This window comes from Burkholderia sp. YHN3-13 (genome assembly GCF_055810675.1).
On sequence record NZ_JBVVNQ010000002.1, the window covers coordinates 617,868 to 642,724 of the forward strand.

Annotated in this window: 26 protein-coding genes; 15 read left to right on the forward strand and 11 right to left on the reverse strand. The window is 68.1% G+C overall.

Annotated features, from left to right (window positions below):
• Positions 1–32: 32 nt before the first annotated feature.
• Both arr and AC0KUR_RS07655 read left to right on the forward strand, forming a co-directional pair.
• A complete protein-coding gene (arr, locus tag AC0KUR_RS07650) occupies positions 33–428 on the forward strand; it encodes an NAD(+)--rifampin ADP-ribosyltransferase (protein WP_124607570.1) in 396 nt (131 codons plus the stop codon).
• Positions 429–585: 157 nt separating this feature from the next.
• The gene (locus AC0KUR_RS07655; protein ID WP_473375642.1) at positions 586–1,272 is read left to right on the forward strand and encodes a lytic transglycosylase domain-containing protein; all 687 of its coding nucleotides are present in this window, start codon (positions 586–588) and stop codon (positions 1,270–1,272) included.
• A 223-nt stretch (positions 1,273–1,495) separates the two neighbouring features.
• Here the strand turns inward: AC0KUR_RS07655 and AC0KUR_RS07660 are convergent, their stop codons facing one another.
• The 6 genes from AC0KUR_RS07660 to AC0KUR_RS07685 are packed head-to-tail and all read right to left on the reverse strand — an operon-like array spanning position 1,496 to position 8,537.
• A complete protein-coding gene (locus AC0KUR_RS07660; protein ID WP_034186032.1) occupies positions 1,496–1,936 on the reverse strand; it encodes a dihydroneopterin aldolase in 441 nt (146 codons plus the stop codon).
• A complete protein-coding gene (locus tag AC0KUR_RS07665; protein ID WP_049036441.1) occupies positions 1,933–2,565 on the reverse strand; it encodes a sarcosine oxidase subunit gamma in 633 nt (210 codons plus the stop codon). Before AC0KUR_RS07665 ends, AC0KUR_RS07660 begins: the two co-directional genes overlap by 4 nt.
• Positions 2,555–5,566: a sarcosine oxidase subunit alpha family protein gene (locus AC0KUR_RS07670; RefSeq protein ID WP_059556933.1), complete on the reverse strand. Its 3,012-nt coding sequence runs from the start codon at positions 5,564–5,566 to the stop codon at positions 2,555–2,557. Before AC0KUR_RS07670 ends, AC0KUR_RS07665 begins: the two co-directional genes overlap by 11 nt.
• Entirely contained in the window at positions 5,563–5,877 is a 315-nt protein-coding gene (locus tag AC0KUR_RS07675) for a sarcosine oxidase subunit delta (RefSeq protein WP_034186029.1), read from the reverse strand. Before AC0KUR_RS07675 ends, AC0KUR_RS07670 begins: the two co-directional genes overlap by 4 nt.
• A gap of 15 nt (positions 5,878–5,892) precedes the next feature.
• On the reverse strand, positions 5,893–7,137 hold the full coding sequence (locus tag AC0KUR_RS07680) for a sarcosine oxidase subunit beta family protein (protein WP_006480591.1): 1,245 nt from the start codon (positions 7,135–7,137) through the stop codon (positions 5,893–5,895).
• 14 nt (positions 7,138–7,151) lie between these two features.
• Positions 7,152–8,537: an L-serine ammonia-lyase gene (locus AC0KUR_RS07685; protein ID WP_034186028.1), complete on the reverse strand. Its 1,386-nt coding sequence runs from the start codon at positions 8,535–8,537 to the stop codon at positions 7,152–7,154.
• Positions 8,538–8,824: 287 nt separating this feature from the next.
• Between AC0KUR_RS07685 and AC0KUR_RS07690 the strand changes: the two genes are divergently transcribed.
• From AC0KUR_RS07690 to denD, 8 genes are all read left to right on the forward strand, one after another.
• Positions 8,825–9,892 carry a GlxA family transcriptional regulator gene (locus tag AC0KUR_RS07690; protein ID WP_034186204.1) on the forward strand — a complete coding sequence of 356 codons (1,068 nt, stop codon included), beginning with the start codon at positions 8,825–8,827 and terminating at the stop codon, positions 9,890–9,892.
• Between the two features lie 189 nt (positions 9,893–10,081).
• Positions 10,082–10,786, forward strand: a complete 705-nt coding sequence (locus AC0KUR_RS07695; protein ID WP_034186027.1) for a FadR/GntR family transcriptional regulator — start codon at positions 10,082–10,084, stop codon at positions 10,784–10,786.
• A 70-nt stretch (positions 10,787–10,856) separates the two neighbouring features.
• The gene (ltnD, locus tag AC0KUR_RS07700) at positions 10,857–11,747 is read left to right on the forward strand and encodes an L-threonate dehydrogenase (RefSeq protein WP_049029526.1); all 891 of its coding nucleotides are present in this window, start codon (positions 10,857–10,859) and stop codon (positions 11,745–11,747) included.
• Between the two features lie 19 nt (positions 11,748–11,766).
• Positions 11,767–13,056, forward strand: coding sequence for a 3-oxo-tetronate kinase (gene otnK / locus AC0KUR_RS07705; RefSeq protein WP_301742288.1), 1,290 nt, complete (start codon positions 11,767–11,769; stop codon positions 13,054–13,056).
• Positions 13,053–13,691: a 3-oxo-tetronate 4-phosphate decarboxylase gene (otnC, locus tag AC0KUR_RS07710; RefSeq protein WP_226194122.1), complete on the forward strand. Its 639-nt coding sequence runs from the start codon at positions 13,053–13,055 to the stop codon at positions 13,689–13,691. The genes otnK and otnC overlap by 4 nt, the downstream gene beginning before the upstream one ends.
• A 124-nt stretch (positions 13,692–13,815) precedes the next feature.
• Entirely contained in the window at positions 13,816–15,141 is a 1,326-nt protein-coding gene (locus tag AC0KUR_RS07715; protein ID WP_059556935.1) for an MFS transporter, read from the forward strand.
• A 67-nt stretch (positions 15,142–15,208) separates the two neighbouring features.
• Entirely contained in the window at positions 15,209–15,985 is a 777-nt protein-coding gene (gene otnI / locus AC0KUR_RS07720; RefSeq protein WP_049029884.1) for a 2-oxo-tetronate isomerase, read from the forward strand.
• A 28-nt stretch (positions 15,986–16,013) separates the two neighbouring features.
• A complete protein-coding gene (denD, locus tag AC0KUR_RS07725) occupies positions 16,014–16,985 on the forward strand; it encodes a D-erythronate dehydrogenase (protein ID WP_049029883.1) in 972 nt (323 codons plus the stop codon).
• A gap of 28 nt (positions 16,986–17,013) precedes the next feature.
• On the opposite strand, the gene AC0KUR_RS07730 is transcribed toward denD, so the two are convergent.
• From AC0KUR_RS07730 to AC0KUR_RS07740, 3 genes are all read right to left on the reverse strand, one after another.
• Positions 17,014–18,102: a lysylphosphatidylglycerol synthase domain-containing protein gene (locus tag AC0KUR_RS07730; RefSeq protein ID WP_175026732.1), complete on the reverse strand. Its 1,089-nt coding sequence runs from the start codon at positions 18,100–18,102 to the stop codon at positions 17,014–17,016.
• Positions 18,099–19,268 carry a bacteriohopanetetrol glucosamine biosynthesis glycosyltransferase HpnI gene (gene hpnI, locus AC0KUR_RS07735; protein WP_080287712.1) on the reverse strand — a complete coding sequence of 390 codons (1,170 nt, stop codon included), beginning with the start codon at positions 19,266–19,268 and terminating at the stop codon, positions 18,099–18,101. Before hpnI ends, AC0KUR_RS07730 begins: the two co-directional genes overlap by 4 nt.
• A 62-nt stretch (positions 19,269–19,330) precedes the next feature.
• Positions 19,331–19,681, reverse strand: coding sequence for a hypothetical protein (locus AC0KUR_RS07740; RefSeq protein ID WP_049029880.1), 351 nt, complete (start codon positions 19,679–19,681; stop codon positions 19,331–19,333).
• A 294-nt stretch (positions 19,682–19,975) separates the two neighbouring features.
• Here AC0KUR_RS07740 and AC0KUR_RS07745 point away from each other — a divergent pair, with 294 nt between their 5' ends.
• The 3 genes from AC0KUR_RS07745 (at position 19,976) to AC0KUR_RS07755 (ending at position 22,644) form a co-directional block, all read left to right on the forward strand.
• Positions 19,976–20,635, forward strand: coding sequence for a response regulator (locus tag AC0KUR_RS07745; protein ID WP_034186018.1), 660 nt, complete (start codon positions 19,976–19,978; stop codon positions 20,633–20,635).
• Positions 20,632–22,047, forward strand: a complete 1,416-nt coding sequence (locus tag AC0KUR_RS07750; RefSeq protein WP_124669584.1) for an ATP-binding protein — start codon at positions 20,632–20,634, stop codon at positions 22,045–22,047. Before AC0KUR_RS07745 ends, AC0KUR_RS07750 begins: the two co-directional genes overlap by 4 nt.
• A gap of 69 nt (positions 22,048–22,116) precedes the next feature.
• Positions 22,117–22,644: a cytochrome b gene (locus AC0KUR_RS07755; protein ID WP_034186016.1), complete on the forward strand. Its 528-nt coding sequence runs from the start codon at positions 22,117–22,119 to the stop codon at positions 22,642–22,644.
• 180 nt (positions 22,645–22,824) lie between these two features.
• Here the strand turns inward: AC0KUR_RS07755 and AC0KUR_RS07760 are convergent, their stop codons facing one another.
• Positions 22,825–23,100, reverse strand: a complete 276-nt coding sequence (locus AC0KUR_RS07760) for a DUF4148 domain-containing protein (RefSeq protein ID WP_473375643.1) — start codon at positions 23,098–23,100, stop codon at positions 22,825–22,827.
• A gap of 71 nt (positions 23,101–23,171) precedes the next feature.
• Positions 23,172–23,516: a DUF4148 domain-containing protein gene (locus AC0KUR_RS07765; RefSeq protein WP_124607561.1), complete on the reverse strand. Its 345-nt coding sequence runs from the start codon at positions 23,514–23,516 to the stop codon at positions 23,172–23,174.
• Between the two features lie 208 nt (positions 23,517–23,724).
• On the opposite strand from AC0KUR_RS07765, the gene AC0KUR_RS07770 reads away from it, so the two are divergent.
• Both AC0KUR_RS07770 and AC0KUR_RS07775 read left to right on the forward strand, forming a co-directional pair.
• Entirely contained in the window at positions 23,725–24,414 is a 690-nt protein-coding gene (locus AC0KUR_RS07770) for an aspartyl/asparaginyl beta-hydroxylase domain-containing protein (RefSeq protein WP_034186014.1), read from the forward strand.
• A 121-nt stretch (positions 24,415–24,535) separates the two neighbouring features.
• Positions 24,536–24,805, forward strand: coding sequence for a MoaD/ThiS family protein (locus AC0KUR_RS07775; protein WP_049035332.1), 270 nt, complete (start codon positions 24,536–24,538; stop codon positions 24,803–24,805).
• Positions 24,806–24,857: the final 52 nt, after the last annotated feature.

Sequence of the window (24,857 nt, forward strand, 5' to 3'; positions counted from 1 at the left end):
AAAACACGGCGACATTTTTCGAAGGAGAAGCCATGGGCGTCCTGGACACCGGCCCGTTTTTTCATGGCACGAAAGCGGATTTGCGGATCGGCGACTTGCTGACGGCGGGCTTCAGATCGAATTATCGGGATGACGTCGTGATGAATCACGTTTATTTCACGGCCCTGCCCAAGGGCGCTGGCCTGGCTGCGGAAATGGCCAAAGGCGACGGCAAGCCGCGGGTCTATATCGTCGAGCCCACCGGGGCATTCGAAAACGACCCGAACGTCACGGACAAGAAATTCCCGGGCAATCCGACGCGCTCGTATCGAAGCACATCGCCTTTGAAGGTCGTTGGCGAACTCGATCACTGGGAACCGTACGATCCGGCGTTCATTCAGCAGCTGAGAATCCGCATCGAAGCCGGCATCGGCGAGATCATCAACTAGCGGTCATCCGGACTCCGATGCGTGTCCGCGCAACGATCGCCGCGTCGATCGTTGCGAACGTCACAAGCCTACACATCGCTTTCATTCGAGCCGGCGCTCGACCGTCTGGCGCGATTGGCCGATATACTGTGCGCCTCCCATTTCCCCGCACTCGACCATGCGACGACGGTTTTTCTGGCTGATCGTGCTCTCGCTCGGCATTGCGCAACAGGTATCGGCCGAGCAGACGCCCGCTATGCCCGCCTCTGCGCCCGACGTGCTGGCATCGGCGCCGGCTGTCGCCTCCGCGCCGCTCGCGAACGCCAACGATCAGCCGAACGAAGCAAACCGCCGCATCACGTCCTACCTGACGAAGAAATTCGGCGTCGCAAGAGAAAAGGCCGCGAAGCTCGCCGATATCGTGAGCGTCACCGCGACGAAATATTCGCTGCCTCCCGCCCTCGTTTACGCCATCATCTCGATCGAATCGCGCTTCCAGGAAAAGGCGCGCGGCCAGCACGGCGCGACCGGGCTGATGCAGGTCGTGCCGTCCGCGCACCGCGGCATGCTGCGCAACGTGAAGGACCTGACCGAACCGAATGCGAACGTCGAGGCCGGCTCCCGGATTCTCTCCGGCTACGTGAAAGCGGCCGGCGGCAACGTCCAGGCCGGGCTGAAGAGCTACAGCGGCGGATCCAGCGCGTATGCGGCGAAGGTCATGCAACGGGTCGATTCGTTCCGGTTCGTGCTCGAACCCGATGACGATGCGCAAGCCGCGAATACCGCGAACGACGGGAAGGCGCAGATGGTGCCGGTCAGCGATCCGTCCGGCCCTGCGCCCGCCGCGAACCGCACCGCGAAGTAAGCAATGCGCACCCGCGTTCGCGCGTCGACGATCCGACATATTGCGATTCACAGGCCGAACCATCGATTGTTCCGGTATTTCAGGAACACAAGCGCCAATGGGCGGCAACGTCACATTCTTCGCATATTTCAGGAACGATAAACGCGTGCGGCGGCGCATTCGCGCCGCCGCCCCGTGGAGTCACCGGATCACCTCCCTCGTGCCTTGATCCAGCCCCCTTTGATCAAAGCTGCCCGGCCGCCCCGGTCCACCGCAAGTAATCCCCCCGCGTCCAGTCCAGCGACACGCCGACGCGTTTCGTCCCCGGCCGGATCTTCGGCTTGTACACCGACAGCGTGAGCGACTCCAGCGCCGGCCACTCGCGGAACGACAACACCGCGATATCGGCGACGAGCGTCTCCAGCAGCCGCGTATGCGGCTTATGCGACAGGAACGACGCGACACGCGCGCAATAGCCGTCGTAATCGATCCACTCGCCCTGCTCGCTCGGCTCGCAGCGATACCCGAGCCGCGCGTCGATCACGATCGGCTGCGGCGCTTCATGCTCGTGCGCATGAATGCCGATCCGCGCGGGCACCTTCAGTTCGTCGACGAACACGCTCCAGCCGCGCCCGCGCAGGCGCGGCGCGTCGATCGCCACGAACGGTTCGTCGAACGGCTTCATGACACGAGCGGCGCCGCGGCGTCGAGCATGATGCGCACGAAATAGTCCGCGAAGCTGCGACGCAGGACGATCTCGAACGTGTCGTCGCCGGTCGGGATCAGCGTGATCGGCGACTTGAAGTAGTGCGACTGCGCGCACTGGCCCGGCTTGAACACGCGCGGATGCAGATCGAGCGGGCAGCCGCGCGCGATCACGTCGCGCACGCGCTCGCCGCTGATCTCGACGACCGTATAACCGCTGCCGACATCGACGGCCGCCGCATACGAACCCTGCACGGCTTCCGCGAGCTTCGCCTCGAGCACGCCGGCCGGCACGGGCCCGTTCGAGCGCACGAGCCACTCGTCGGGGCCGAGCCACAGCACGTCGTACTCGGCGCCGCGCGCAACCGTGTTCGGCTCCGCGGGCGGCCGGCAGCCGACCACGCGCTCGAACGCGGCGACGAACGCCGGATCGCTCAACTCGCCGCGCACGTTGACGAGATCGAGGAAGGGCCGCTCGCGCAGCGTGAACTTCTTCGATGCGCGCGCCTGATGCGGCTTGAGCACATCGGCCGCGCCGACGAACGGCGATTCAAGCGTCACGCCGCCCGCGCCCGCCACCTGCGTCTGGTTTCTCGTTTCATTCCACATGCTGGCGCACCCCTTCGGTATCGTAGAAAACCGGGCTCGAGATCGTCGCGGTGATGCGCTTGCCGTTGGCCAGCGGAATCACGACGCTCTCGCCCATCTTGTTCAGGCCGCCCTTCACCACCGCGAGCGCGATCGAGCGCTTCAGGATCGGGCTGTAGTAGCTCGACGTCACGTGACCGATCATCGGCGTCGGATCGACCGCCGACACCTGCGTGTCCTTCGCGATGATCTGCGCGCCTTCCGGCAGCACGAACTGTTCGTCTTCGGTCAGCAGGCCCACGAACTGCTTGCGGCCTTCCTTCGCGGTGTCCGACCGCGCGAGCGAGCGCTTGCCGAGGAAGTCCTTCGACTTCGCGACGACCCCGCCCATCCCGAGGTCGTACGGCGTGATCGACCCGTCGGTATCCTGGCCGACGATGATGTAGCCCTTCTCCGCGCGCAGCACGTGCATCGTCTCGGTGCCGTACGGCGTGATGTCGAACTCGGCACCGGCCGCCATCAGCGCTTCCCACACCGCGCGGCCCGCGTTCGCCGGCACGTTCACTTCATAGGCCAGCTCGCCCGAGAAGCTGATCCGCATCACGCGCGCCTTCGCGCCCGCGACGGTACCGTTCCGGTAGCTCATGAACGGGAATGCCTCGTTGCCGAAGTCGATGTCCTGGCACACCTTCTGCACGACCTTGCGGCTCTTCGGGCCGACCACCGCGAACGTCGCCCAGTGGTCGGTGACGGACGCGAGCCGCACCTTCATGTCGGGCCATTCGGTCTGCAGCCAACGCTCGAGCCACGTGAGCACGCGCGCCGCGCCGCCGGTGGTGGTGGTCATCATGAAATGCTGGTCGGCGAGGCGCACGGTCACGCCGTCGTCGAACACCATCCCGTTTTCGTCGAGCATCAGCCCGTAGCGGCACTTGCCCACTTCGAGCTTGTTCCACGGGTTCGTGTACATCCAGTTCAGCAGCTTCACCGCGTCGGGGCCCTGGATGTCGATCTTGCCGAGCGTCGATGCGTCGAGGATGCCGACGCTGTTGCGCACCGCGAGGCATTCGCGCTTCACGGCCGCATGCAGGTCCTCGCCGTTCTTCGGGAAATACCACGGCCGCTTCCAGTTGCCGACGTCCTCGAACAGCGCGCCGTGCTCGACGTGCCATTCGTGCACGCAGGTCTTGCGGATCGGGTCGAGGAAATCGCCCGTTTCGCGCCCCGCGAACGTGCCGAACGACACGGGCGTGTAGTTCGGGCGGAACGTCGTCGTGCCCGTTTCGGGAATCGTCTTGCCGAGCGCGCCCGCGAGGATCGCCATCCCGTTGATGTTGCCGAGCTTGCCCTGGTCGGTGCCGAAGCCCATCGCCGTATAGCGCTTCACGTGCTCGACCGACTCGAAGCCTTCGCGCGCGGCGAGCAGGATGTCGGCGGCCGCCACGTCGTTCTGGAAGTCGACGAACTGCTTCGGCCCGCGTGCGGCTGCCTCGCGGCTGCCGACGAGCCACAGCGGCTGCAGTGCGCCTTCGACGGTTTCCGCGACCTGCGGCGCGACCGGGCGCTGCGCGGCCGTGAAGCCCGCGGCCTTCGCCGCTTCCACGCCCGCATCGACCGCGAGCCGCAATGCGCGCGCCAGCCCGAATTCGCCGGCCGCCGCGCCGACGCTCGCTTCCGCCTGCACGGGCTTGCCCGGCAGGAAGCAGGCCTTCTCGTCGTTCCAGCAAGCCTTGCCGCCCGACTGCGCGAACAGGTGCAGCACCGGGCTGAAGCCGCCCGACATCGCGACCAGGTCGCACGGGATCGTCTGCAGCTTGCCGCCTACCTGGCCGTTCGTGAGGGACGCGACGTCGACCGACGATACGCGCCACTTGCCCGACGCGGCCGTGACGACCGCCCCGCTCATCACCGTCACGCCCTGCCGCTTCGCGGCGGCCGGCAGCGCGCCGTTCGACGACGCGCGCGAATCGACGACCGTCACCTTCGCGCCGCACGCCTTCAGGTCGAGCGCGGTCTGGTATGCGCGGTCGTTGTTCGTGAACACGATCGCGTTGCGGCCCGGCAGCACGCCGAAACGATGCACGTAGGCGGACACCGCGCCCGCCAGCATCACGCCCGGCAGGTCGTTGTTGCCGAACACGATCGGACGCTCGTGCGCGCCGGTCGCGAGGATCACGCGCTTCGCGCGGACCTTCCACAGCAGCTCGCGCGTGCCCTTGCGCATCGACACCGGCAGGTGATCGGTCAGGCGCTGCGTGACCGTCACGAGGTTGTGGTCCTGGTAGCCGAACGCGGTGCTGCGCGACAGGATCGTCACGTCGGGCAGCTTGCGCAGCTCGGCCTCGATCTTCTCGACCCACTGCAGCGCGGGCTTCGCGTCGATCTCCGCGCGGCACGACAGCAGGCTGCCGCCCAATTCGCGCTGGTCGTCGACGAGAATCACGCGCGCGCCGGCCGTCGCGGCCGCATGCGCGGCGGCGAGGCCCGACGGGCCACCGCCGACCACGAGCACGTCGCAGTGCGCGTAGCACTTGTCGTAGCGATCGGCGTCGAGCACGTCGGGCGCCTTGCCGAGGCCGGCCGCTTCACGGATCTTCTCTTCGTATTTCGGCCACATGTTGCGCGGCCACATGAACGTCTTGTAGTAGAAGCCGGCCGGCATGAAGCGCGAGAACTTCTGGTTGATCGCGTACTTGTCGTTCTCGAGCGTCGGCTCGGCGTTCACGCTCGTCGCGACGAGGCCCTGATACAGCTCGATCTCGGTCGCGCGCGCGTTCGGCACGGTATACGGGCCGGACTCCAGTTGCACGACGGCGTTCGGTTCGGCCACGTCCGCCGTCACGATGCCGCGCGGACGGTGGTACTTGAAACTGCGCGCGACGAAGTGCACGCCGTTCGCGAGCAGCGCGGACGCGAGCGTGTCGCCCTGGAAGCCCTGGTACGTGCGGCCGTTGAACGTGAACGTCAACGGAATCGCGCGATTGATGCGGCCACCGGTGCCGAGGCGGTCTTTCTGGCTCATTTGCTCGTGCCCTCTTCGTGTGCGTTGCCGGCAGCGGCGCCGCTGATGGCAGCCCCACCGAATTTTTCGTAGCCCTTGATATCGTAGGTCACCGTGTCGCGCGTGACCTTGAACCAGCGGCGGCAACCCTGCGTGTGCAGCCATTGCTCCTTGTGCAGCCCGCGCTTGTTCTCGCGCATGAACACGTACTCGCCCCATTCGCGGTCGGTCATGTTCTCGTTGTTGACGGGGCGCACGATGTCGGCTTCACCGCCGCACGAGAATTCGGATTCGGCGCGCGGCCCGCACCACGGACATTCGATCAGCAACATGTTGTTTCTCCTCGTTCAGTGCGCGACGGCGGCAGCGCCGTGCTCGTCGATCAGGTGGCCCGTGTAGAAGCGGTCGAGCGCGAACGGCGCGTTCAGCGGATGCGGTTCGTCGCGCGCGATCGTGTGCGCGAACACCCAGCCCGAGCCGGGCGTCGCCTTGAAGCCGCCGGTGCCCCAGCCGCAGTTGAAATAGAGGCCCTTCACGTCGGTCTTGGTGATGATCGGGCACGCGTCCGGCGACACGTCGACGATGCCGCCCCACTGGCGGTTCATCCGCACGCGCGAGAACACCGGGAACATCTCGACGATCGCCTGCAGCGTGCTTTCGATGATGTGGAAGCTGCCGCGCTGGCCGAAGCCCGTGTACTGGTCGATACCCGCGCCGATCACGAGGTCGCCCTTGTCGGACTGGCTGATGTACGCGTGCACCGCGTTCGACATGATCACCGAGTTGACGACCGGCTTGATCGGCTCGGACACCAGCGCCTGCAGCGGGTGGCTTTCGATCGGCAAGCGCACGCCGGCCATGTCGGCGAGCGTCGTCGTGTTGCCGGCCGCGACCACCGCGACCTTCTTCGCCTTGATGAAGCCCTTCACCGTATCGACGCCGACCACCGCGCCGCCCTCGCGGCGAATGCCCGTCACCTGGCAGTTCTGGATGATGTCGACGCCGGCGCGGTCGGCGCCGCGTGCGAAGCCCCACGCCACCGCATCGTGGCGCGCGACGCCCGCACGGCGCTGGATCGATGCGCCGAGCACCGGGTAGCGGCTGTTCAGGTTGATCGTCGGCTCGATTTCCTTGATCTGCGCGGGCGTCAGAAATTCGGCGTCGACGCCGTTCAGCCGGTTCGCATTCACGCGGCGCTCGGTGTCGCGCACGTCCTGCAGCGTGTGGGCCAGGTTCATCACGCCGCGCTGGCTGAACATCACGTTGTAGTTCAGGTCCTGCGACAGCCCTTCCCACAGCTTCATCGCCTTCTCGTACAGCGCGGCCGACTCGTCCCACAGATAGTTCGAACGCACGATCGTCGTGTTGCGCGCGGTGTTGCCGCCGCCGATCCAGCCCTTCTCGAGGATCGCGACGTTCGTGATGCCGTGTTCCTTCGCGAGGTAGTACGCGGTCGCGAGGCCGTGGCCGCCGCCGCCGACGATCACGACGTCGTATTCCTTCTTCGGTTCCGGGCTCTTCCACTGCTTTTCCCAGTTCTCGTGATACGAGAGACCGTTGCGGAACAGGCTGAATATCGAGTAGCGGCTCATGTTGTGGTCCTTCGTTAGCATTCGATGACGTTCACGGCGAGACCGCCGCGCGACGTTTCCTTGTATTTCGTCTTCATGTCGGCGCCGGTCTCGCGCATCGTCTTGATCACGGAGTCGAGCGACACGTAGTGCTGGCCGTTGCCCTTGAGCGCCATGCGCGATGCGTTCAGCGCCTTGATCGCGCCCATCGCGTTGCGCTCGATGCACGGGATCTGCACGAGCCCGCCCACCGGATCGCAGGTCATGCCGAGGTTGTGCTCCATGCCGATCTCGGCCGCGTTCTCGACCTGGTCGGGCGTACCGCCCATCACGGCGGCGAGCGCGGCGGCGGCCATCGAGCAGGCGACGCCCACTTCGCCCTGGCACCCGACTTCCGCACCGGAAATCGACGCGGTTTCCTTGTAGATGATCCCGATCGCCGCGGCCGTCAGCAGGAATTCGACGATGCCGGCTTCGTTCGAGCCCGGCACGAATTTCACGTAGTAGTGCAGTACCGCGGGGATCACGCCGGCCGCGCCGTTGGTCGGCGCGGTGACCACGCGGCCGCCGGCCGCGTTCTCTTCGTTCACGGCCATCGCATACAGGTTGACCCAGTCGAGCATCGACAGCGGGTCGCGCAGCGACTCTTCCGAACGCGCCCGCAGGCGGCCGTTCAGCTCGGCCGCGCGGCGCTTCACGCGCATCGGGCCCGGCAGGTCGCCCTCGACCTTGCAGCCGCGCTCGACGCAGGCGGCCATCGTGCGCCAGATCGCGAGCAGCCCGGCGCGCACTTCGTCGGCGGGGCGCAGCGCGCATTCGTTGCGCATCATCAGCTCGGCGATCGACAGGCCGTGCTCGCGGCACTGGCGCATCAGGTCGTCGCCGGTGCGGAACGGGTACGGCACCTCGACCGCCGCGCGCACGCCGTTCACGCGATCGCCGTCGCGGTTCACGACGAAGCCGCCGCCGACCGAGTAATACTCTTTCTCGACGAGCAGCTGGCCGTGCTCGTCGAATGCCTGGAAGCGCATGCCGTTCGGGTGCACGATGCTCGTGCCGCTCATCAGCTTGCGATAGAAGCCGATGTGCTCCTTTTCGTCGAAGCGCACCGTCTGCCTGCCGAGCAGCGACAGCGTCTTCTCCGCGCGGATCACGGCGAGGCGCGGCTCGATCAGGTCGGGATCGATCGTGTCGGGCAGGTGGCCCTCGAGGCCGAGCAGCACGGCCTTGTCGGTGCCGTGGCCCTTGCCGGTCGCGCCGAGCGAGCCGTACAGCTCGACCCGCACGCGGCGCACGAAGCCGAGCAGGTTCGCGTCCTCGACGTGCGACGCGAAGCGGCACGCGGCGATCATCGGGCCGACCGTATGCGAACTGGACGGGCCGATGCCGATCTTGAACAGGTCGAACGCGCTGACGTTCATCTGGCTTCCTCTGGATGGGCGGTCGTGAAATGTCGTTGGGCCTCAGTACATCAAAGCGTAAAATCGGCCGATAGAACAAAAACGGCATCGGCGTGGGATACCGCCGCCAAGCGCCGCGCCGGCTACCCCGAAAGTGCGTTTTGGCGATGGTTGGCGACGAAAAACCACAAGTCCGGCCGCGGCCGATCGGCGACGCTGGCTGCATCCGCGTCGCCTCCGGCAGCCGCAACCCGCAAACAGTGTGAAACGAGTGAGACCGCCCGCCCGGCGTGACGAGATTGGCCGCGATGACCCCCGACGTACCCGCTTCCCCCCTCGCAGAACCCGCGCCGCGGCGCATCCGCTTCGGCATCGTGCTGCTGCCGAACTTCACGCTGACGGCCTTCTCGGGCTTCGTCGACATGCTGCGTCTGTCGGCCGACGACGGCGACTACAGCAAGCCCGTGCGCTGCGCGTGGAGCGTGATCGGCGAGACGCTCGCGCCGGTGCGCGCGAGCTGCGGGATCCAGATCACGCCGTGGGAGACGTTCGACGCGGCCGAGCCGTTCGATTACGTGGTGGTGGTCGGCGGGCTGCTGCATTCGGGGCCGCAGGCCGGCCCTGAAACGCTCGACTTCATCCGCCGCGCGGCGGCCGGCGGCGCGACGGTCGTCGGCATCTGCACCGGTGTGTTCACGCTGATGCGCGCCGGCGTGCTCGACGGCTACCGGACCTGCGTGAGCTGGTTCCATTACTGGGATTTCATCGAGCGGTTCCCCGCGGCCGATCCCGACCTGCTGATCGCGGACCGCCTGTTCGTGATCGACCGGCGCCGGATCACCTGTTCGGGCGGCCGCGCGTCGATCGATGTCGCGGCGGCGATCCTGCTGCGCCATTTCGATCACGCCACCGTGCAGAAGGCGCTGCGCATCCTGCTCGTCGGCGAGATGCAGAAAGGCAACGCGCCGCAGCCGCACCCGCCGGGCCTCGAACCGGCGACGCACCCGAAGGTCAAGCGCGCGATTCTCCTGATGGAACAACACGTGGGACGCGCACTGCCGCTCGAGGAACTCGCGTGCAAGCTCGACCTGTCGACACGGCAGCTCGAGCGGCTGTTCAAGGCCGAGACCGGCAAAAGCCCGCAGGCGTTCGCGAAGCAGGTGCGGCTGCGCACCGCCGCGTGGCTGCTGACGAGTTCGGACCGCACGGTCGCCGATATCGCGTCGAGCTGCGGATTCGCCGACGCGTCGCACCTCGGGCGCGAATTCCGCAAGCAGTTCGGCGTGCCGCCGGCGGCCTATCGCGAGCGCGGCGGCGAAGGGGTCGAAGCCGGCGAGCTGGCTGCGGCCGATCCGGTCGAAGACGTCGCCGACTGACGGCGACGCACACCGCCCCTCTTTCCAATCGACCACGCAACCCCACACGTTCGGGTCGGTTTAGACGGTGTTGGAACCGGTTTCAGTCAACTTAGCCGAAGTTGGCCGCCCAAAATCGAGGGTTATCCCGGATGCTGATACTCACTCAAATTTGTATGATGACCACATCACCTTACAAACCAGAGCGTCATGTTCGAGAAAATTCCCGCCCGTGCGATGAGCGACCACGTCGCGCAGCAACTGCTCAAGCAGATCGAAGTCGGCAGTTTCTCGGCCACCGGCAAGCTGCCGACGGAAGCCGTGCTCGCGCAGGAGTTCGGCGTGAGCCGCACGGTGATCCGCGAGGCGATTTCGCGGCTGAAGAACGAAGGCGTGGTCGAGCCGCGCCAGGGCAGCGGCGTGTTCGTGAACCAGCACGGCGCGATCCGGCCGCTGCGGATCGACTACGCGGAAGCGGTCGAAGCCACGTCGCTGCCGCACCTGCTCGCGGTGCGCCGCGCGATCGAGGCCGAAGTCGCGGCCGAAGCGGCGCTGCGCCACAGCGATGAAGACATGGCCGACATCGACGACGCGCTGCGCAAGATCGACGATGCGGTAGCCGTTGGTCGCGACGGCGTCGCGGAAGACGTCGCGTTCCACCGCACGATCGCGGCCGTCACCGGCAACCCGTATTTCCTGAAGACGCTGCAGTTCCTGAACCAGTACCTCGAAGCCGGCGTGAAGGTCACGCGGCGCAACGAAGCGACGCGCGAGGACTTCTCGCGCCAGGTGCGCGACGAGCATGCGGCGATTGCCGACGCGATCCGCGCACGCGACCCGATGGCCGCGCGCAACGCGGCGCGCACGCACATGTACAACGCCGCCCGCCGTCTCGCGGAAGCCGGCATCTGCTGAAGCCGGCGGCCGCTGCCCGCGCGGGCGCCGCCGCCGTCACGAACCTCTCCCGAATCGATCAAGGTTGACCATGTCACGAAATGTTGGAGTCATCGGCCTCGGCGCGATGGGCCTCGGCGTCGCACGCTCGCTGCTGCGCGCCGGCCTGCGCGTGCACGCATGCGACGTGCGCGACACCGTGCTGCAGGCGTTCGCCGCCGAAGGCGGCGTGGCCTGCGCGACGCCGGCCGAACTCGGCGCGCAGTGCGACGTCGTCGTCACGCTCGTCGTCAATGCCGCGCAAACGGAAACGGTGCTGTTCGGCGAACACGGCGCGGTCGCGGCGATGAAGCCGGGCGGCGTCGTGATCGCGAGCGCGACCGTCGCGCCCGAGTTCGCCGTCGCGCTCGGCGCACGCATCGAGGCCGCCGGCCTGCAGATGCTCGACGCGCCCGTGTCGGGCGGCGCCGCACGCGCGGCCTCCGGCGAGATGACGATGATGACGTCGGGCCCGGCCGCCGCGTACGCGGCATGCGAAGACGTGCTGGCCGCGATCGCCGGCAAGGTCTACCGTCTCGGCGACGCGCACGGCATCGGCTCGAAAGTGAAGATCATCAACCAGCTGCTGGCCGGCGTGCACATCGCGGCGGCGGCCGAGGCGATGGCGCTCGGCCTGCGCGAAGGCGTGGACGCCGACGCGCTGTACGACGTGATCACGCACAGCGCCGGCAATTCGTGGATGTTCGAGAACCGCGTGCCGCACATCCTGAACGGCGACTACACGCCGTTGTCGGCCGTCGACATCTTCGTGAAGGATCTCGGCCTCGTGCTCGATACGGCGCGCCGCAGCAAGTTCCCGCTGCCGCTGTCGGCCACCGCGCACCAGATGTTCATGAGCGCGTCGAGCGCCGGCCACGGCGGCGAGGACGATTCCGCCGTGATCAAGACCTTCCCCGGCATCACGCTGCCGCCCGCCCGCTGATTCGAACGACGTTCCTGCCATGACCGCTTCCGCTTCCCGTCCCCTGCTCGGCTGCATCGCCGACGATTTCACCGGCGCGACCGATCTCGCGAACATGCTCGTCAAGAGCGGCATGCGCACCGTGCAGACGATCGGCGTGCCCGCCGGCGGTGCCACGCTCGACGCCGATGCGATCGTCATCGCGCTGAAGTCGCGCACGATCCCCGCGGCCGACGCCGTCGCGCAATCGCTCGACGCGTACGCGTGGCTGCGCGCGCAGGGCTGCCGCCAGTTTTTCTTCAAGTACTGCTCGACGTTCGACTCGACCGACACGGGCAACATCGGGCCGGTGGCCGACGCGCTGCTCGACGCGGCCGGCGGCGGCTTCACGATCGCGTGCCCGGCGTTCCCGGAGAACGGCCGCACGATCTACCGCGGTCACCTGTTCGTCGGCGACGTGCTGCTGAACGAATCGGGGATGGAGAACCACCCGCTCACGCCGATGAAGGACGCGAACCTCGTGCGCGTGCTGCAGCGGCAGACGAAGTCGGCGGTCGGCCTGATCCGCTACGACACGATCGCGCTCGGCGCGGCCGCCGTGCGCACGCGGATCGAGCAATTGCGCGCGGAAGGCGCCCGCTTCGCGATCGCCGACGCGCTGTCGGACCGCGACCTCTACGTGCTCGGCGAAGCGTGCGCGGGCCTGCCGCTCGTTACCGGCGGCTCGGGCATCGCGCTCGGCCTGCCGGCGAATTTCCGCCGCGCGGAGCAATTGCCCGAGCGCGACAACGCGGCGTCGCTGCCGCGTCTCGACGGGCTGTCGGCCGTGCTCGCCGGCAGCGCGTCGAAAGCCACCCACGCGCAGGTTGCCGCGTGGCGCGCGACGCGGCCGAGCTTCCGCATCGATCCGCTCGCGGCGGCGCGCGGCGAGCCCGTCGTCGACCAGGCGCTCGCCTTTGCACGCTCGCACCTGCCGCAACCCGTGCTGATCTACGCAACGGCGACGCCCGACGAAGTGAAGGCCGTGCAGCAGGCACTCGGCGTCGAGGCCGCCGGCCATCTCGTCGAAAGCACGCTCGCGGCGATCGCACGCGGCCTGCGCGCGCTCGGCGTGCGCAAGTTCGTCGTCGCCGGCGGCGAAACGTCCGGCGCGGTCGTGCAGGCGCTCGACGTGAAATCGCTGCAGATCGGCGCGCAGATCGATCCGGGCGTGCCGGCCACCGCCACCATCGACGCCGAGCCGCTCGGCCTCGCGCTGAAATCCGGCAACTTCGGCACGACGGACTTTTTCGACAAGGCGCTGCGCGCGCTGGATGGAGCCGCACGATGAGCGACGAAGCGAAACTGCGCGAAGAGATCTGCGTGGTCGGTGCGAGCCTGTATGCGCGCGGCCATGCGGTCGGCAGCGCCGGCAACATCAGCGCGCGCCTGCCCGACGGCTGGCTGATCACGCCGACCGACGCCTGCCTCGGCCGGCTCGACCCGAACGACATCGCGAAGGTCGGCCCGGACGGCCAGCCCGTCTCGGGCGGCACGCCGTCGAAGACGCTCGCGCTGCATCGCGGCATCTACGCGCGCAACGCGGCAGCGAACGGCGTCGTCCACACGCATTCGACGCACCTCGTCGCCCTGACGCTCGCGGGCGTGTGGCGCGACACCGACGTGCTGCCGCCGATCACGCCGTACTACGTGATGAAGGTCGGCCACGTCCCGCTGATCCGCTACCGCCGCCCCGGCGACCCGGCCGTCGCGACCGAGGTCGCGGCGCTGGCCGACCAAGTGCGCGGCGTGCTGCTCGACCGCCTCGGCCCCGTGATGTGGGGGCCGTCGGTATCGCAAGCGTCGTACGCGCTCGAGGAGCTCGAGGAAACGGCGCGGCTGTGGCTGATGACGAACCCGAAGCCCGAGCCGCTGTCCGACGCGGCGCTCGACGCGTTGCGCCAGCGCTTCGGCGCACGCTGGTAACGCCGCGCACCGCGCGCGTCACGCACCGATTCCCATGCCCGCCGTGTGCGCGGGCCTTTCCGTCAGCACACACACGACCCGGCGGCGTACGCGCCGCCGGCACACGATATTCAAGGAGACGACGATGACTGCTCTCGACGCGGCCGCAAGCCGCTCGCCCGCCGCGCCCGCCCAGGCGGCCGAACTCGACCGCACCTACAAGAAAGTGTTCTGGCGCATCGTGCCGTTCCTGATGCTCTGCTACGTGGTCGCGTATCTCGACCGCGTGAACGTCGGCTTCGCCAAGCTGCAGATGTCGCAGGATCTCGCGTTCAGCGAAACCGTGTTCGGGCTCGGCGCGGGCATCTTCTTCCTCGGCTACTTCCTGTTCGAGCTGCCGAGCAACCTGCTGATGCACCGCATCGGCGCGCGCATCTGGATCGCGCGGATCATGATCACGTGGGGCCTGCTGTCCGCGCTGTTCGCGTTCGTGAAGACGCCGACGCAGTTCTACGTGCTGCGCTTCCTGCTCGGCCTCGCGGAAGCCGGCTTCTATCCGGGCGTGATCCTGTACCTCACATACTGGTTCCCGTCGCACCGGCGCGCGAAGATCATCGCGGTGTTCATGTCCGCGATTCCCGTGTCGGGCATCTTCGGCAACCCGCTGTCGGGCTGGATCATGGAGCGCTTCCACGGCGGCTCGGGCTTCCACGGCTGGCAATGGATGTTCATGATCGAAGCCGTGCCGGCCGTGCTCGTCGGCATCGCGACGATCCTGTATCTCGACAACAGCATCCGCGGCGCGAAGTGGCTCGACGAGCGCGAGAAGCAGCTCCTCGAGGACGAAATCGCCGCTCAGCCGCAGGAACGGCAGCAGCACGGCCATTCGCTGAAGGCCGTGTTCTCGGACCCGCGCATGTGGTGGATGTCGCTGATCTATTTCGCGTTCGTCACGGGCCAGTACGGCCTCACGTTCTGGATGCCGACGCTCGTGAAATCGACCGGCATCACCGACACGCTGCAGATCGGCCTGCTGTCCGCGATTCCGTTCGTCGTCGCGATCGTCGTGATGAACCTGTTCGGCCACAGCGCGGACAAGCGCCGCGAACGCCGCTGGCACCTGATCGTGCCGGCGCTGATGGGCGCGGTCGGGTTTGCGGTCGCCGCGTCGTACTCGCACAATACGGCGGTGTCGATCGTGTTCCTGTCGCTCGCGGCAGGCGGCGTGCTGACCTGCGCGCCGCTGTTCTGGTCGCTGCCGACCGCGTTCCTCGCGGGCTCCGCGGCCGCGGCCGGGATCGCGATCATCAACTCGGTCGGCAACCTCGCCGGGTTCGCGAGCCCGTACGTGATCGGCTACCTGAAGGACGTCACGCACAGCACGTCGTCCGGCATGTACGTGCTGGCCGCGATGCTCGTGATCGGCGCGCTCGCCGTGTGGCTCACGCCCGCGAAACTCGTGAACCGCTGATCCGGCTGCCTTCATTCGACGCGGGGCGCATGGCGCCCCGCCCCAATCATTCACAGGACCCGCTGCCATGCCACGCTTCGCCGCCAACCTCTCGATGATGTACACCGAGCATGCGTTCCTCGAACGCTTCGCCGCTGCCGCGTACGACGGCTTCAAAGCCGTCGAGTACCTGTTCCCGTACGACTTCGCGGCCGAGGACATCCGCGCGCGTCTCGACGCGCACCATCTCGAACAGGCGCTGTTCAACGCGCCGCCGGGCGACTGGGCCGCGGGCGAACGCGGCATCGCGTCGCTGCCGGGCCGCGAGGACGAGTTCCGGCGCGGCATCGACCAGGCGCTCGACTATGCGCGCGTGCTCGGCAACAAGAAGCTGCACGTGATGGCCGGCATGGTCGCGCCGGGCGCCGACCGCGCGCGCCATCGCGACACCTACCTCGCGAACCTGCGCCATGCGGCGCAAGCCGCCGCCGCGCACGGCATCACGGTCCTGATCGAGCCGATCAACCCGCGCGACATGCCCGGCTATTTCCTGAGCCGCCAGGACGACGCGCAGGCGATCCGCGCGGAAATCGGCGCGCCGAACCTGAAGGTGCAGTTCGACTGCTACCACTGCCAGATCGTCGAAGGCGATCTCGCGATGAAGCTCAAGCGCGATTTCGCGGGCATCGGTCACATCCAGATCGCCGGCGTGCCCGAGCGCCACGAGCCGGATGTCGGCGAACTCAACTACCCGTACCTGTTCGCGCTGATCGACGCGCTCGGCTACGACGGCTGGATCGGCTGCGAATACCGCCCGAAGGCCGGCACGTCGGAAGGCCTCGGCTGGCTCAGGCCGTACCTGTAATTCACGCATTCCTCAGAGGGCAACGAACATGAAAGTACTGATCACCGGCGGTGCCGGCTTTCTCGGCCAGCGTCTCGCACGCAAGCTGCTCGAGCGCGGCGAGCTGACCGGCCCGGACGGCCGGACCGGCAAGATCGACGAGCTGGTGCTGCTCGACGTCGTCAAGGGCAGCGATTTCGGCGATGCGCGCGTGACGTCGATCGTCGGCGACATCGCGGATCGCGCCGTGCTCGAAAGCGCGATCGACGCGCGGACGGGCGCGATCTTCCACCTCGCGGCGATCGTCAGCGGGCAGGCCGAAGCCGATTTCGATCTCGGCATGCGGATCAACCTCGACGCGTCGCGCGCGCTGCTCGAAGTGTGCCGCGCACGCGGCCACCGGCCGCGCGTCGTGTTCACGAGCTCCGTCGCGGTGTATGGCGGCACGCTGCCCGACGTCGTGCAGGACGATACCGCGCTGAACCCGCAATCGTCGTACGGCGCCGAGAAGGCGATCGCCGAGCTGCTGCTGTGCGACTACGCGCGGCGCGGCTTCGTCGACGGCCGCGTGCTGCGGCTGCCGACCATCAGCGTGCGGCCGGGCCGGCCGAACGCCGCCGCGTCGTCGTTCGCGAGCGGCATCATCCGCGAACCGCTGAACGGCGAGGAAAGCGTCTGCCCGGTGCCCGGCTCGACGCGGCTGTGGCTGCTGTCGCCGCGCGGCGCGATCGACGCGCTCGTCGCCGGTTGCGAGCTCGACGGCGCGACGCTCGGCAACAAGCGCGTGATCAACCTGCCGGGCCTGTCGGTCTCGGTCGACGAAATGATCGAAGCGCTGCGCGAGGTCGCGGGCAACGAGGTCGTGAAACTGATCCGTCATGCGCCCGACGAACGCATCGAGAAGATCGTCGGCAGCTGGCCGGGCCGCTGGGACACGTCGCGCGCGGAAGCGCTCGGGTTGAAGGGCGATACGTCGTTCGCCGACGTGATCCGCAGTCATATCGCCGACGCGCAGCGCTGACTCGCGCGTCGCGCCTCATGCGGCCGGGTCAGCGCGGCCGGGCGGATTCTCCGGCGGGCAAAGACGCGGGTGTCGTGCCGCCCGGCCGGTTCGACGAACCGGCCGCCCATTGCCACGCCAGCAGGCCCGGCAGATAGAACAGCAAGTCGCGCACGCGGCGGGCGCCGGCCAGCGCCAGGCAGGTCGGCGGGTCGAACCCGAGCAGCCCGCCGATCAACACGAACCCGCCCTCCTGCACCCCCAGGCCGCCCGGCATCAGGAACGCGATGCTGCTCACCAGCTGGATCAGCGCCTCGATCGCGAGCGCCTGCGCAAACGTCGGATCGGCGCCGAGGAAATACAGCGCCAGCCAGATTTCCAGCGTGTAACCCGCGAACTGCAGCGTCTGCCAGATCGCCAGGTAGCGCACGACGACGCCCGTCTTTCTCCAGATCAACCGGATCGACTGATCGGTCCGCGCCGATTCGCCGACCAGCGCCACCACCTTGCCGCTCGTGACACGGTTGAGTACGCGCATCGCGCGCTCGAACGGCCGCGCATGCTGCACCAGCGCGAACAGCAGCAGCACCGGCACCAGCGCGGCCATCCCGATCGCGAGGTGCGCGGCCACCCGCGCGGCATCGGACGACACGCGTTCGAGCACGTAGCCGATCGCGACCAGCGCGAAGACCAGCTGACTGATCAGCGTCAGCTGCATGTCGGCGACGAGGCTCGCCACGACGGTCGCCGGACGCACGCCCGCCTGCCGCAGCAGGCCGAACGACACGATCTCGCCGCCGATGCGCGCGACCGGCAGCAACCCGTTGACCGATTCGCGGATCCACACGAGCTTCAGCATCGTCATGAACGACGGCCGGCGCGGGCCGCGGATCAGCATCCGCCAGTCCCACGCATTCGCGAGCATCGGCAGGATGTGCGCGAGCGCGGCGACCAGCAGCCCCGCGCCGGCGATCCGCAGGCGATGCAGGATATCGAGCGGATGTTCGCGCCAGATCAGCCACACCGCGAGCGCCAGCCCGCCGAGCGCGGCCGCGCGCCCCGCCTGCCGCAGCCGGGCGTCGCCGCGCGCGGCGCCCGGTTCCGCACGGGCGGCGTCGGTGTTGGTGCCGGTGGTCACGATTCAGCGGCCGGCGACAGCAGGCCTTCCCGGTCGACGCGAAAGCGCGTGCCGCGCCACACGACATGCGACGAAAAGAAGCTCGATACGAACACGACGAACTGGAGCAGATCGACGAACGGCAGCTGGAACGCGCCGCGCAGGCCCGCGCCGGTCGCGCGGCTCGTCTTCACCATCAGCAGCACCCGCGCGGCGAGTGCCGCGATCGTCAGCGCGCATGCGGCGGCCGCGCCGCCCGAGAACAGCAGCGCCAGCAGCGCGAGCGGCAGCGGGTGCATCAGCACCGACCCCGCATGACCGAGCCGGTCGGCCGCGCGAATCGTGCAGCTCCAGCGCAACTCGTGTGCGTACAACCGCGCGAACGTCTCCTCGACACACGCGTGCCCGACGACGAACGGCGGAATGACGACCTGCGCGCCCGCCTGCCGCACCGCCTCGCCGAGTGCGTGATCTTCCGCCAGGTGATGCGCGAAACGCGCCAGCCCGCCGATGCGTTCGAGCGTCTCGCGCGTGATCGCAATCGTCTGCCCGAAGCACGGCCGCGCGCGCCCGATGACGAGCCCGGTGATCACGCCCGGCAGGAAATGGTAGTTCGTCATCGCGACGGCGACGCCGGGCCAGAAGCCCGGCGACGCGACGCCGCGATACACGCTCGTCACGATGCCGACATCCGGCTGCTGTAGCGCGCCGACGACGGCGCGCAGATAATCGCGCTCGACCACCACGTCGCTATCGGCGAGACAGAGCACCGCATGCTCCGCATGTTCGAGCATGTTCACGAGATTGGCGATCTTGCGGTTCGGCCCGTACAGCCGCGCATCGGCGACGACCTTGATGTTCGCGTCCGGGTAGCGTGCGCGCAGCGTTTCGACGGCCGCGAGTGCCGCGTCGCCGGCATCGTGCACGCCGAACAGGTGCTGGATGGGCCCCGGATAATTCTGCACGAAGCCGCTTTCGAGATGCTGGACGAGATTCCATTCGTCGCCGTGCAGCGGCTTCGCGACGGTGACGCCCGGATACGCGCGCGGCTCCGCCGCCGCCCGGGAAAAGAACCGGCCGACCAGCACGCTGGCCGTGATCGTATACGCAATGCCCAGCACCACGCCCAGCCCGCAGACGATCGACATTGCCCCGGCCAGCGCGTGCAGCACATGCAGCAGAATCATGCTTCTCCCCAGTGGTGACCCGTACGGCCGCGACGCCCGGGAACGGCGGCGCGCACGCGGGCTCACCCGTGCACGCCGCCGTATCGGTTCCCGTTGAGCCGGATATGAAGGACGACCCAGCGACGGTACGCGCAATCAGATGACACAACTACCGTGCGGCGATCGATACCGGTCATGCGCACATCGCCACATGCCAGCGCGGACCTGAACGCCGCGCCGGCAAGCTTGCGAACCGAAAGAATGGCGGCGGCGAGCGCCACGACGATCGAGAGGCGAAACGTCATCGTGGTAAAAAATGCTTCCGGTACGCGCCATGCAAGCAACGAGACCAGCACGAAACACTGGATGAACATGCCGGCCAGTGCGGCGATCAGCAGGTAGGCACGCCATCGCTCGATCGTCGAGGATGCCATCAGGATTGAACCTCCCGTACGGGCGACACGCATCGACCGTAGGTCGATCGAAAGGATCGCGGATTGACGGGCGGGTGCGTCCGGCTCGCGCCGCGCGCACCCGCCCGGTTCGGGATCTGGGGAAACGGAGAACCGCCCGAGAAATGTCGTGGCCGATGGTAGCGGGATTAACGGCGCCAAACCTTAAGCGTTCTTCAGAATCGCGCGACATTCGCACGGGGTCCGATTACATTCCATTGCACGGCGCGCGTGGTCAGGCTCGTACAATCGCGCATGTCCGTACACGAATCGACCATGCGACTCCTCCTTGTTGAAGACGACGACCTGATCGGCAGCGGCCTCGAGATCAGCCTCAGCCAGGCCGGCTATCACGTCGACTGGTTGCGCGACGGTCATGCCGCCGCCACCGCACTCGCGACGACGCGCTTCGCGCTCGTCGTGCTCGATCTCGGCCTGCCCGGCAAATCGGGAACGGAACTGCTGCGCGCGCTGCGCGAGGCGGGCGAGACGGTCCCCGTGCTGGTGCTGACCGCGCGCGGCACCGTGGCCGACCGCGTGCGCGGCCTCGACGACGGCGCGGACGACTATCTCGCGAAGCCGTTCGAGCTGTCCGAAGTGCTCGCCCGCTGCCGCGCGCTCGTGCGACGCTCGCAGGGCCGGGCCGGCGATGAAATCGTGTGGCGCGACATCACGATCGACCTCACCGCGCATACGGTGACGCGCGATGCGGCGCGCATCGCGCTCACGTCGCGCGAGTGGGCGATCCTCGTTCAGCTCGTCAGTCACCCGGGCGTTCCGCAGTCGCGCGCGCACCTCGAGGACAGCCTGTACGGCTGGCAGGAAGGCATCGAAAGCAATGCGATCGAGGTTCATGTTTCGAACCTGCGCAAGAAGCTCGGCGCGGAACTGATCCGCACCGTCCGCGGCATCGGCTACGTCGTCGACCTCCGATGATCGCGCGCTCGATACGACGCCGCGTGTCGCTGATGGCGATCGGCTGCGTGACCGTCGTCTGGCTCGTCGCCGTGTTCGGCAGCATCCACTACGCGACGCGCGAGATCGGCGAATGGGAAGACGCCCGTCTCGCCGAATACGCGTCGCTGCTGGTCAATCTCGCGCCGGCCGACCTCGACCGCCTCGCCCGCGTGCCGCCCGACGCACGGGTCGAACTCGCGTTCGGCGCGTCGGCGCACGGCGCCGCCAACGACGGCGATCGCTTGCCGCGCGACGTGCTGTTCGACGTGCGCGACGCGCAAGGCAACGTCGTTGCGTCGAGCCTGCCCGCGACCGCGGCAGCGTTGCCCGATGCGCGCGACCCGCTCGGTGCGCCGCGGACGATCGTCATCGGCGATACGCCGTGGCGCACGTACGCACTGCGCGACAGTACGTCGGGGCGCCGCGTGCGCGTGATGGAGACCGTCAATACGCGCAGCGACCTGGCGACCGGCATCGCGCGCGGCATCGTCCTGCCGTTGATCGTCGCGTTGCCGGTGCTCGCGCTGCTGCTCTGGGTCACGATCGCCCGCAGCCTCGCGCCATTGAAGACCCTGTCCGCGCTGATCGGCGCGCGCGATGCGCGCTCGCTCGAACCGCTCGGCATCGCGACCGTGCCGGACGAAGTGCGCACGCTGGTCGACGCAATCGACCGCCTGATGGCGAGGCTGCGACAATCGATCGTGCGCGAGCGCGCATTCACGTCCGACGCCGCGCACGAACTGAAGACGCCGCTCGCCGCGATCAAGGTGCAGGCGCAGGTGGCGATCGCGACCGACGATCCGGCGCACAAGCAGCTGGCGATGCAGCGCGTCGTGCAAGGCGTCGACCGCAGCGCGCGGCTCGCCGAGCAGTTGCTGCTGCTCGCCCGGCTCGACGAGTACGAACGCATTCCGACGCGCGCGGTCGTCGTGCGCGAACTCGTCGACGCCGCCATCGACCGCCATCTGGCGAAGGCCGCCGACAAGGACATCGCCATCGCGGCCGGCGGCCTCTCCACGCGCGCAATCGGTGCCGATCCGATCCTGATCGGCATCCTGCTCGACAATCTCGTCGACAACGCCGTCAAGTACGGCCGCCGTGGCGGGCGCATCGACATCGGCGTGTACGACGACGGCGCATGGCAACGCATCGTCGTGCGCGACGACGGGCCCGGTGTCGCGCCCGGCGAGCACGAACGGCTTGGCGACCGTTTCTATCGCGGCAGCGGTGCGCAGTCGCCCGGCAGCGGGCTCGGGCTGTCGATCGTCACCCGCATCGCGCAGTATTTCGGCGGCACCGTGCAGTTCGAGTCCGGCATCGGCGGGCAGGGCCTCGGCGTGGCGATCGCGCTGCCGTCGGCGGATGCGGGCGGATCGACGCCGCGTGCTTAACGTTTCGTTAAGGATTCGACCGTAGAATCCCCCCAAAACCGTGTCCCCTTTCATCCGTCCGGAGTCTCCATGTCCGCACCCGCCCGTTATGACGCCGTCGCCCGTTTTCTTCACTGGCTGATCGTGGCGCTGATCGTCGCGCAATACGCGATCGGCTGGACGATGCCCGACGTGCATCGCGACACGCAACCGGTCGGCCTGATCGCCGCGCACCTGATCGTCGGCACGGCACTGCTCGCGGCGATGGCATGCCGCGTGCTGTGGCGCGCGACGCATCGACCGCCTGCCAGCGACCTGTCGCCCGCGATGCGCGTGCTGTCCGGCGCCACGCATGGCGCGCTCTACGCGCTGCTGATCGCGGTGCCGCTGCTCGGCTGGATCAACGCGTCGTCGCGCGCGTGGGCCGTGACGCTGGTCGGCGTCATTCCGTTGCCGGCGCTGTCGGCGGCCGGCTCCGGATTCGGGCACGCGATGGGCGACGTGCACGGCGTCCTCGCGTGGGTATTGTTCGCCGGCATCTGCCTGCACGTGGCGGCCGCGCTGTTGCACCGCTTCGTGCTGCGCGACCAGGTCGTGCAGCGCATGATGCCCTGGTGATCGACCTGCCGGCTCATCGGAGCCGGTCGACCCGCTGATCGCGACGCCGCGCGAAGCGGCGTGCAATCAGCGGCACGACAACCGGCGCCCTTCGGCCACGTCGCGTGGCGCGCAGAAGGGCATGCGGCTTGCCGCCCCGTGAACACGACGGCCGGACCTCACACACGATCACGTCGGCACCTAGTTGCTGGTTTGCACCGGCATGCCGGCAGCCGGCGCATGCGCGGCGGACGCCGCCATTCGCGCGCGATCCTGCTCGGCGAGCTTCGCCTCCGCGGCCTGGATGTCCGCCGGATACTCGCCGTCGTCGCCCTTCGCCGGGTCGTACCCGGCCGCTTCCAGACGCCTCAGTTCGTCGCGAACCTGCGCGCGCGTCAGTGGCGCGGCCGCTTGCGCGAATGCCGACTGACCGACGATCGCACCGATCATCGTCAGTAGTGCGATATATGTTCTCATCATGAACTCCTTCGATGTTGCGTATCGATCAACCGCGGGGAATGCGTGACCTGCGGAGGCAGGCCGGTCAGTCAGCTGCCGAAATAGATCGTGCAGAAGCTCGCGGGGCCGACGCATGCGGCCGCGCGCGGATGCGACGGCATCGTCGCCGGCCTGCCGGCTTCGGACGACACGGCCGGATCGCCGCCGACCGCGGTGCTCGCCTGGCGCTGCGGCATCCGTTCGGCCTGTTGCCGGAACAGCGGGCTCACGTCCGGATACGACGTGTCGGTCACGAAGCGCAACCCGTTGTGTTCCGCGTCGATCAGTTGTTGCGTGACCTGCGCGCGCGTCAGCGCCTGTGCCGACGCTTGCGTCGCGACACCCGCGACGGACATCGCCACCACCGTGGCGGCCACCAGCCAATGCGTATTCATGTTTCACTCCTTCAGAAGTCAACGAGACGACGTGCTACACCCGTATGACGACGGCCGGGCTGCGTTTATTCCCTGCCGGTCGATCCGCGCGACGGGCGTCCGTCAAACTGTCATTCATTCGTCAGCCGGCGTAACCTGACGTAACGCAGCGCCCGTTGCGGATCGGGCAGACTGACGTCACCTTCTGCGGATCGCACCCCGATCGACCATGTCCGTCGCTTACGACTATGCAGCCGGCCTGCTGCGCACCCTGTACGACCGCCATCTCGATGGCGGCGCGGTGCTCGACACGGCCACGTTCCCGGACGCCGAACGTTTCGTGCGCGCATGGCCCGCGATCCGGGCCGAAGCGCTCGCCGTCGCGCGCGACATGCCGCGCATCCCGCGCTTTCACGAAATCATGCGCGAGCAGTACGACATCTCGGCCAACGACGCACGCGACTGGCGGATGTTCATCATGCAGGCGTACGGCCAGCGATTCCCGCGCAACCTGGCGCGCTGCCCGACCATCGCATCGATCGTCGCGGCCTCGCCGGACGTGCTGTCGGCGTCACTGTCGTTCCTCGCGCCCGGCAAGCACATCCCGCCGCATCGCGGGCCGTTTCGCGGCATCCTGCGCGGCTATCTCGTGCTGTCGATGCCGAAGCGCGCGGACGGCTCGCCGGCCGCGGTGCTGAAGGTCGACGGTCGCGAATACCGGCTCGACGAAGGCCGCTTCCTGCTGTGGGACGACACGTTCACGCACGAGGTGTGGAACGACAGCGAGGCAGTGCGCATCGTGCTGCTGCTCGACATCCGCCGGCGCGGCATGCCGCGCCTGCTCACGTGGCTGTCGAATGCGGTGATCGGCGTCGTGCGGCTCGGGATCCGGATCCGCGGGCGGTCGATTCCGGTCTAGTTCCAGCGCGCAAGCGGCGCGCGCATGCCGGCGCAGCGCCCCCCTCCCCCGACTTTCGGCTTCCTGCGGATCGCCTACACTACAGACCGTCCCTTCCGCACGGCTCCTGACAGCCACCGCCATGGCGCACCTCTTCTTCGCCGCGTCGATCCAGCGGCATATCGAAACGCCCGAACGCGACCTCGACGCGCGCACGGTCGGCGAAGCGTTCGACACCGTTTTCAGCGAGCAGCCGCGGCTGCGCGGCTACATCCTCGACGACCAGGGTGCGCTGCGAAAGCATCTGTCGGTGTTCATCGACGGCCAGCCGATACGCGACCGGCAGCGCCTGTCCGATGTGCTCGACGACGCCAGCCGCGTGTATGTCGTCCAGGCGCTGACGGGCGGATAAAGGGACGGATGCATCGAACCGGACCCGGCGCCCGAACGCCGGGCCGCCCGCT